The 7,321-nt window shown below is 58.8% G+C and carries 8 protein-coding genes and 2 tRNA genes; 6 read left to right on the plus strand and 4 right to left on the minus strand.

What is annotated here, in order from left to right; genetic code table 11:
* The first annotated feature begins 23 nt into the window (after positions 1-23).
* From glpX to EOL43_RS14805, 5 genes are all read left to right on the plus strand, one after another.
* Positions 24-989: a class II fructose-bisphosphatase gene (gene glpX, locus EOL43_RS14785; protein ID WP_133489689.1), complete on the plus strand. Its 966-nt coding sequence runs from the start codon at positions 24-26 to the stop codon at positions 987-989.
* Positions 989-1,540 (plus strand): cysteine hydrolase family protein, encoded by a 552-nt coding sequence (locus EOL43_RS14790; protein WP_133489699.1) that lies wholly within the window; start codon positions 989-991, stop codon positions 1,538-1,540. The genes glpX and EOL43_RS14790 overlap by 1 nt, the downstream gene beginning before the upstream one ends.
* On the plus strand, positions 1,537-3,285 hold the full coding sequence (gene recJ / locus EOL43_RS14795; protein WP_133489690.1) for a single-stranded-DNA-specific exonuclease RecJ: 1,749 nt from the start codon (positions 1,537-1,539) through the stop codon (positions 3,283-3,285). Before EOL43_RS14790 ends, recJ begins: the two co-directional genes overlap by 4 nt.
* A gap of 88 nt (positions 3,286-3,373) precedes the next feature.
* A tRNA-Glu gene (locus tag EOL43_RS14800) sits at positions 3,374-3,448 on the plus strand.
* A 149-nt stretch (positions 3,449-3,597) separates the two neighbouring features.
* Positions 3,598-3,672: transfer RNA gene (locus EOL43_RS14805), tRNA-Glu, on the plus strand.
* Between the two features lie 490 nt (positions 3,673-4,162).
* Here EOL43_RS14805 and EOL43_RS14810 read toward each other — a convergent pair.
* The 4 genes from EOL43_RS14810 to EOL43_RS14825 are packed head-to-tail and all read right to left on the minus strand — an operon-like array spanning position 4,163 to position 6,856.
* The gene (locus EOL43_RS14810) at positions 4,163-5,176 is read right to left on the minus strand and encodes a GGDEF domain-containing protein (RefSeq protein ID WP_133489691.1); all 1,014 of its coding nucleotides are present in this window, start codon (positions 5,174-5,176) and stop codon (positions 4,163-4,165) included.
* Positions 5,173-5,781 carry a heme NO-binding domain-containing protein gene (locus tag EOL43_RS14815; protein WP_133489692.1) on the minus strand — a complete coding sequence of 203 codons (609 nt, stop codon included), beginning with the start codon at positions 5,779-5,781 and terminating at the stop codon, positions 5,173-5,175. Before EOL43_RS14815 ends, EOL43_RS14810 begins: the two co-directional genes overlap by 4 nt.
* A 57-nt stretch (positions 5,782-5,838) precedes the next feature.
* Positions 5,839-6,531, minus strand: coding sequence for an HAD family hydrolase (locus EOL43_RS14820; RefSeq protein WP_133489693.1), 693 nt, complete (start codon positions 6,529-6,531; stop codon positions 5,839-5,841).
* A gap of 46 nt (positions 6,532-6,577) precedes the next feature.
* Positions 6,578-6,856, minus strand: a complete 279-nt coding sequence (locus EOL43_RS14825; protein WP_133489694.1) for a DUF3572 domain-containing protein — start codon at positions 6,854-6,856, stop codon at positions 6,578-6,580.
* 90 nt (positions 6,857-6,946) lie between these two features.
* Here EOL43_RS14825 and EOL43_RS14830 point away from each other — a divergent pair.
* Positions 6,947-7,321 (plus strand): response regulator (locus EOL43_RS14830; RefSeq protein ID WP_133489695.1); only part of this gene is annotated, 375 nt, incomplete at its 3' end.

Below are 7,321 nucleotides of genomic sequence, written 5' to 3' on the forward strand. Positions count from 1 at the left end.
AGAGACAGTGAGGATTGCCCCTTATGGCCGATAAAGTCGTATTCGCCGACCGTATGCTTTCGCTTGGTCTGGCCCGTGTTTCCGAAGCCGCCGCCACGGCCAGTGCCGACCTTGTGGGTCGCGGGGACGAAAAAGCCGCAGACCAAGCCGCCGTGAACGCCATGCGCGACCAGTTGAACCTGCTGGACATCCAAGGCACCGTTGTGATCGGCGAAGGTGAACGCGATGAAGCCCCGATGCTGTATATCGGCGAAGAGGTTGGCACCGGTGAAGGTCCCGCCGTGGACATCGCGCTGGACCCGCTGGAAGGCACCACGCTGACCGCCAAAGACATGCCGAACGCGCTGACCGTGATCGCCATGGCACCGCGCGGCACTCTGCTGCACGCCCCCGACGTCTATATGGAAAAGCTGGCCATCGGCCCGGGCTATCCCAAGGACGTCGTGTCGCTGGCCATGTCGCCGAAAGAGCGTGTTGAGGCTCTGGCCAAGGCCAAAGGTTGCGAGACCAAGGACATCACCGTTTGTGTTCTGGAGCGTCCGCGCCACGAAGAAATGATCGAAGGCATCCGCTCGACCGGTGCTGCGATCCGCCTGATCACCGATGGTGACGTCGCAGGCGTGATCCACTGTGCCGAAGCCGACATCACCGGCATCGACATGTACATGGGCCGCGGCGGTGCGCCCGAGGGCGTTCTGGCAGCGTCTGCGCTGAAATGCATGGGCGGCCAGATGTGGGGTCAGCTGACCTTCCGCAACGATGACGAACGTGGCCGCGCCGCCAAAGCCGGCATTACCGATCTGGACCGCATCTATTCGCGCGACGAGATGGTCACCGCTGACGTGATCTTTGCCGCAACCGGCGTGACCGATGGCTCGATCGTTTCGGGCATCAAACGCGAGCCCGGCTGGCTGACCACTGAAACGCTGCTGATGCGTTCGAAAACCGGCTCGGTTCGTCGCATGATCTATCGCAACCCGGTCGCTTGATGCTGGGCGCCCTGATCCTGATCGACATTCAGGAAGGGTTTGACGACCCGTTCTGGGGCACGCGCAACAATCCGGATGCCGAGGCCAACGCCGCCCGGCTTCTGACCCATTGGCGGGCGCAAAATGCGCCCGTCTTTCACATTCAGCACCTGTCGACCACGCCAGACAGCCCGCTGAACCCGGATGGGGGACTTGTGGCGCTGAAATCCATGGTTTCGCCACGCGAGGGCGAGACGGTCATGGCCAAGAATGTGAACTCGGGTTTCATCGGCACAGATCTTGAAAAAATGCTGCGAAAGCATGGGGTTGAGAGGATCACAATCTGTGGCCTGACGACCCCTCATTGTGTCTCGACCACCACCCGCATGGCGGCCAATCTGGGCTTTGACGTGACGCTGGTCCACGACGCCTGCGCGGCCTTCACGGGCAATGCGGACAGCGCCTGGCGCGATGGACCAGCCCCATCCGCTGAGGACATCCATACCGCAGCTCTGGACCAGTTGAACGGCGAATTCGCCACCGTAGTCCCCACCGATCAGGTGCTTGCATGAGCGCATTCCTTGGGGTCGAAAGCTCTCTGACCGGGCGCAAATGGCTTGGTCCCACGACCGAGGTCGAACGTCAGGCCGAGGCAATTGGCCAGCACACCCAACTGCCTGCTGCCCTGTGTACACTTCTGGCCCAACGCGGCATCCCCCCGCACGAGGCGACCGGTTTTCTGGACCCTACTCTGCGCGATCTTCTGCCCGATCCGCGCAAGCTGAAAGATATGGACAAAGCCGCTGCCCGCATCCTGACCGCTCTGGACCAATCCGAGCGGGTCGCCATTTTCGCCGACTACGACGTGGATGGCGCGACGTCGGCAACCTTGCTGATCGACTGGTTTCGACAGTTTAACCGGCAGGTGACGCTTTATATCCCCGACCGGATTGAAGAGGGCTATGGCCCGAACACACCCGCGATGGAGAAACTGGCCACCGATCACAGCCTGATCATTTGCGTGGATTGCGGCACGCTCAGCTTTGATCCCATCGCTGCCGCTTGTGCGAAGGGCGCCGATGTGATCGTGCTGGACCACCACCTTGGGGCCGAAACGCTTCCGGACGCCATCGCCGTGGTGAACCCGAACCGACAGGACGAGGCCGACGCGCCGGGATACCTCTGCGCGGCCGGCGTGGTGTTCCTTGTGCTGGTCGAACTGGGCCGCCTGCTGCGCGAGGCCGGGCGGGCGGGGCCGGACCTGATCTCGATGCTCGATCTTGTGGCGCTTGGCACCGTGGCCGACGTCGCCCCGCTGATTGACGCCAACCGCGCGCTTGTGCGCCAAGGGCTGAAAATCATGGCCCGTCGCGCGCGCCCCGGCATGGTCGCGCTGGCGGATGCCGCTGGCCTGAACGAAGCCCCCCGCGCCTATCATCTGGGCTATCTTCTGGGCCCGCGCGTGAACGCTGGCGGACGGATTGGCAAGGCGGATTTGGGCGCGCGCTTGCTGTCCACAACCGATGCGAATGAAGCCCAGTCGATCGCCGAAAGGCTGAACGAACTCAACGCCGAACGCCGTGAAATCGAGGCCCGCGTACAAGAGCTGGCCATAGATCAGGCCGAGGATCGCGGGCTAGATGCCCCGCTGGTCTGGGCCGCAGGGGACGGCTGGCATCCCGGTGTCGTCGGCATTGTCGCCAGCCGCCTGAAAGAAGCCACCAACCGCCCCGCGATTGTCATTGGATTTGATGGGGATGACGGCAAGGGATCAGGGCGATCTGTCACCGGCATCGATCTTGGCGCGGCGATTCAGAAGCTGGCTGCAGACGGTCTGATCGAAAAAGGCGGCGGGCATAAAATGGCAGCTGGCCTCAGCCTGACCCGCGACCAATTGGAACCTGCCATGGCGCGCCTCAGCGAGCTTATGGAAAAGCAGGGGGCCGGAGATCTGGGCGCCGCGGACCTGAAGCTGGATGGTATCCTTATGCCATCTGCAGCATCGGTCGATCTGATCGAACAACTGGAAGAGGCCGGCCCGTTCGGCGCCTCGGCCCCTGCCCCACGCTTTGCCTTTCCGGATGTGCAGATCCTGTTTGCCAAACGAGTCGGCCAAAATCATCTGAAGGTCAGCTTTGGCGACGGTCTGGGCACGCGGATCGACGCGATTGCCTTTGGTGCCTTTGACGGACCGCTTGGCCCCATGCTGGAACAGCATGGGGGCGCCAGATTCCATTTGGCGGGACGACTCGAAGTAAATCAATGGCAGGGACGGCTCAGCCCGCAGCTTCGCTTGGAAGATGCCGCAAAGGCCTGAAAATAATATATTTTCCGATTGCCGAAAAAAGTGAAAATGCCTCTTGCACGACTTGGGGCTTTGACATAGAAACCCCTCACCACAGCGTGGCCCGTTCGTCTATCGGTTAGGACGCCAGGTTTTCAACCTGGAAAGAGGGGTTCGATTCCCCTACGGGCTGCCACATTCCCCAAAATCGAGAATAAAGTTCTGCACCACTGGGTATCGTATGCGTACAGTCTGATTTCCGCTTCGAGATTTTTTTAACTTTCCCGCATTTCAGTACTTGCACTCACAATTCGGCTCGCCTTATAAGCCGCCTACCAACAGAGTGGCCCGTTCGTCTATCGGTTAGGACGCCAGGTTTTCAACCTGGAAAGAGGGGTTCGATTCCCCTACGGGCTGCCAGTTGGATCTCCTAAAATCAGCAGATGGAAAGACGTCGCTTATTGGGATTGGCGTTCAGCCGTGTCTTCAGTGTCCGACGTTAAACTTCGCGCGACCACCCGGTCCCTCGAAGATTACAACACGAACCTCACCATCGGGGGCGTATTCTGCACTCACGGACATGCACATTGGGGCGCCTGTCAGACCTCGCGTGAATTGTCGGCAGTATTTCCCGCCTTCCAAGGTCCATGTGCCTGCAAAAGAGATGCCATTAAACACCCCTTCAAGCGACCCATCTGCGTGAATATAGACTTCAGACACCTGCGCGCTATTCAGCGGGCGCCCAAGGATAGAACGGATGATTTCTCCTGTCTGGGCAGCCCCGCCAATCGGCATCAGTGAGAGTCCAACTGCAGCGACCATGGAACGAGTTATTACACGCGATAGCAATGGCATAGGGGCCTCTGACGCAAGGGGATTAACGCCGTGCTAAGGCCTGCCTCGGCAGCTGTCAATCAATCAGAGAACGCCCCACCACATCAGGCCGCCCCGCAATCGTAAATCCTGCCCGCCCAGCGTGTTTCGATGCATAAAGCGCCTTGTCCGCATCCTCGGCCATTCTGGTTTGATCCGGGTTTGCATAGTTTGTCGACGGTACAACACCAATACTGGCCGACACCCGGCATTCTTGGTCCTGAAACAATATTGGGCTTTCGATCCGCCTGATCAGACGCGTGGATATTTTTTCCAACCGCGTTGGATAGACCTGATTGTCCAAAACAATCACGAACTCGTCCCCACCAACCCGCGCGACAAGATCCTCTTTACGAGTTTCTTCCCGCAGGATCTGGGCGACAGATTCGAGCACGGCGTCCCCCGCCGCGTGACCATATGTGTCATTAACCGATTTGAAGAAATCCAGATCGAGATGCATCAACGAGAATGGCACCCCCCGCAAAAACTGCCGCTCTAACCGCAGTTCAAGGGCGCGCCGATTAGCAAGACCGGTCAAGCCATCCGTCAACGCCTGTGTCTGGGCAACTTCCTTTTCGCCCTGAAGACGATGCGCCAACTGGGTGGCGATCTCCATCACGGCAGACTTCGCTTCAACCAGGTACAGCATCTCAACCGCTAAGTCAGTAGGCGCAAAATCCGAGCCAGTTAGTTCATAGCGCGCGACCGCTTCGGATATGGAATACCCAAAGGACAGGTTAAGCAGCACACTGTCCAGATCCGGCATCACGGTCACCGCACCGGTTACCGACATGCGGTATTCATCCCGGATTTTCAACTGCACCCGTCTCGCATCAATCTTGGCGACATCTTCGATCCGCGAGATGCTTCTGGGACGCCGGAGCTCGAGCAAACCAAATACATTCCGGCCTAAAACCTTGCGTCTGCCAAACACTTTTTGGATCGTTGGCCCTGCGTGGCGTACCACCCCGGAACCGTCGATGATCATGTGCAAAGGAAGCACATGATCCAGGGCACCACAGGTAAAGGGAATGGGACGTTCGATATTCATGGAGCACCGTCCGTTGCCCACACAAATTCACGCCCTTCGGCGTGCTGACGCTCCAACAAGCTGACGGTTATGACAGCATTGTCCTGTTGCTCAGCCAATATCTCGAGATATGCAAGTGAACCATAGTCGTCCGCCAGCGCACGCAAGGCCCCCAACAGAACATACGGGGCACCTTTGGGGGTGTTTTCGCATGTGATCTGAAACACATGCGGCTGGACTTCGTCTACCTGTATGTCCGGCAGGGTCAGGTCCGGAACCGCCAAACGCGCACGTCCCTTGAGATCTTCCAGCGAGTGCAGGAAATCCGTGTATTCAACCCCGCCAAACCGCAGCAAACGCCGCACGCGTTCTACCCGAGGGTCGGTGACGAGGAAGGTGCCGAAGTCTTCCAATATTGAGTTTCGGTCACGACTTTGTTCGATCGATAGCTGCCTTAGGATGGAAAGGCCGATTTGGACATCATAGTGAAACATCGGTTCGACGGATTGAACCTGAAGATCAAGATCCGTCAGCACCTTCTCCCACACCTGATCCCCATAGGTCAGGCGCACAAAGGCTTCGAATATCCACAGAATCAGGCCATGCATCATCATCACACGCGTCACTTCACGGTGATGTTCTAGAGCTCAAATCTTAACAATTCGGAAAGCCGCGTGGATCCGCTAGGCCTGTTGGTCCAACCAGGTCGGGATCTGCCCGATGTGATCCAGCACCACATCCGCAAATGGCGCCAGCTCGTCTAGGGTCGCCAACCCGGTCAGCACGCCAATGGTCCGCATCCCAGCCGCGCGTCCGGCCTTGAGGTCATGCAGGCTGTCTCCAACCATCGCAACCTGATCCGACTGCACATCCACTTTCCGCGCGAAGGCCAGGCAGGGGGCGGCGTCCGGCTTGACACCATTTCCGCTGTCATACCCTGAGATGAAATCGAACAGATCCGACACGCCTGCCCCTTCCAGATGCTGTCGCGCAGGGCGCTCGGCATCGTTGGTCGCAACGCCCAAGGCCAACCCACGGGCACGCAGCTTTTCCATCAAGGGCACCAAGGCGACCGCTTCGACCTGAGGCGCGGTTTCAGCCTCGTCGTTAAGAATGGTTTCCAGCGCGTCAGCTGACATGTCGAAATGCCTTTGCAGCGCCGAGACGATTTCGGCCGGAGTGCCGGCGATCACCACGCTGTCACGCGCGAATGACTGCGTCTCCATATCGAACCCGATATCCCGGCCCACCTCGGCCGCGTGCGCATGATCACCGTTCGTCAGGCGCAAAAGCACCGCATGTGCCCAAGCCTCCCACGTGGCCTTGAACTGGAAAAGCGTGCCGTCCTTGTCAAAGAGAAGGGCCTTGATCATCATGGGTGCTCCTAGCTGCGTTCAACGCCACACTGCCCAGATCAGCCCATCAGGTCCAGTGCATTTCTGATCCGCCCGGCAAAGCGTGTCTGACCTGCGCAACCTGATCATAGGCCAGCCCCTGTGCGTCACATGCTTGCATGACCCATTGATCATCCATCATCAGAAAATCGAGCATCGCAGCAAGAAACTCGGGGTCGCCCGCGCGATCCCGCAACGTGTCCTGCCCTGCCCCGGTCGCCCCCATGAAAATCGGCAAGAGTTCGTCATTTGACACCAGCCAAGCCAGCATATTCAGCGCAATCCGTTCGGCCTGATCCGACGTCAATTTAACACTCCTTTTTATTTGGAAAGGATTTCTTAACCAATCCGCCCCAGGATATCTCCAACTCAATTCAACATTTAGCGAAACGGCCTGATGAGCGGAAGGATCTTGATAGCAGACGATCTTGCGACCAATCGCATCGTCCTGAAGGTGAAGTTCACTGTGTCAGGATATGATGTGATTCAGGTCGAGCGGATCGACGACGTGCTGGAAACAGCGCGGCGGGCGCAGCCTGACCTGATCATCTTGGGACGCGGACAATCTGGTCAAAGCCTGACGATCTGCAGCGCTCTGAAAAAGGACGCAAACCTGCACACCATTCCGGTCATCTTGTTTGCCGACAAGGACAGCCAGCACACCCGGATTGCCGCGTTGGAAGCGGGTGCCGATGATGTCTATTCGCCGGACGTGAAAGAAAGCACGCTGTCGGTGTCAAGGGCGGCGCAAAAGTGGGCCAGTAGGGCGGCG

The organism is Aliiroseovarius marinus (assembly GCF_004360145.1).
Taxonomy (GTDB): Bacteria; Pseudomonadota; Alphaproteobacteria; order Rhodobacterales; family Rhodobacteraceae; genus Aliiroseovarius; species Aliiroseovarius marinus.

Excerpts from the sequence above, each read along its gene's own strand:
- EOL43_RS14810 (WP_133489691.1), bottom strand. The coding sequence starts at position 5,176 with ATGAATATCGAACGTCCCATTCCCTTTACCTGTGGTGCCCTGGATCAT.
- glpX (WP_133489689.1), top strand. The coding sequence starts at position 24 with ATGGCCGATAAAGTCGTATTCGCCGACCGTATGCTTTCGCTTGGTCTG.
- EOL43_RS14790 (WP_133489699.1), top strand. The coding sequence starts at position 989 with ATGCTGGGCGCCCTGATCCTGATCGACATTCAGGAAGGGTTTGACGAC.
- EOL43_RS14820 (WP_133489693.1), bottom strand. The coding sequence starts at position 6,531 with ATGATGATCAAGGCCCTTCTCTTTGACAAGGACGGCACGCTTTTCCAG.
- recJ (WP_133489690.1), top strand. The coding sequence starts at position 1,537 with ATGAGCGCATTCCTTGGGGTCGAAAGCTCTCTGACCGGGCGCAAATGG.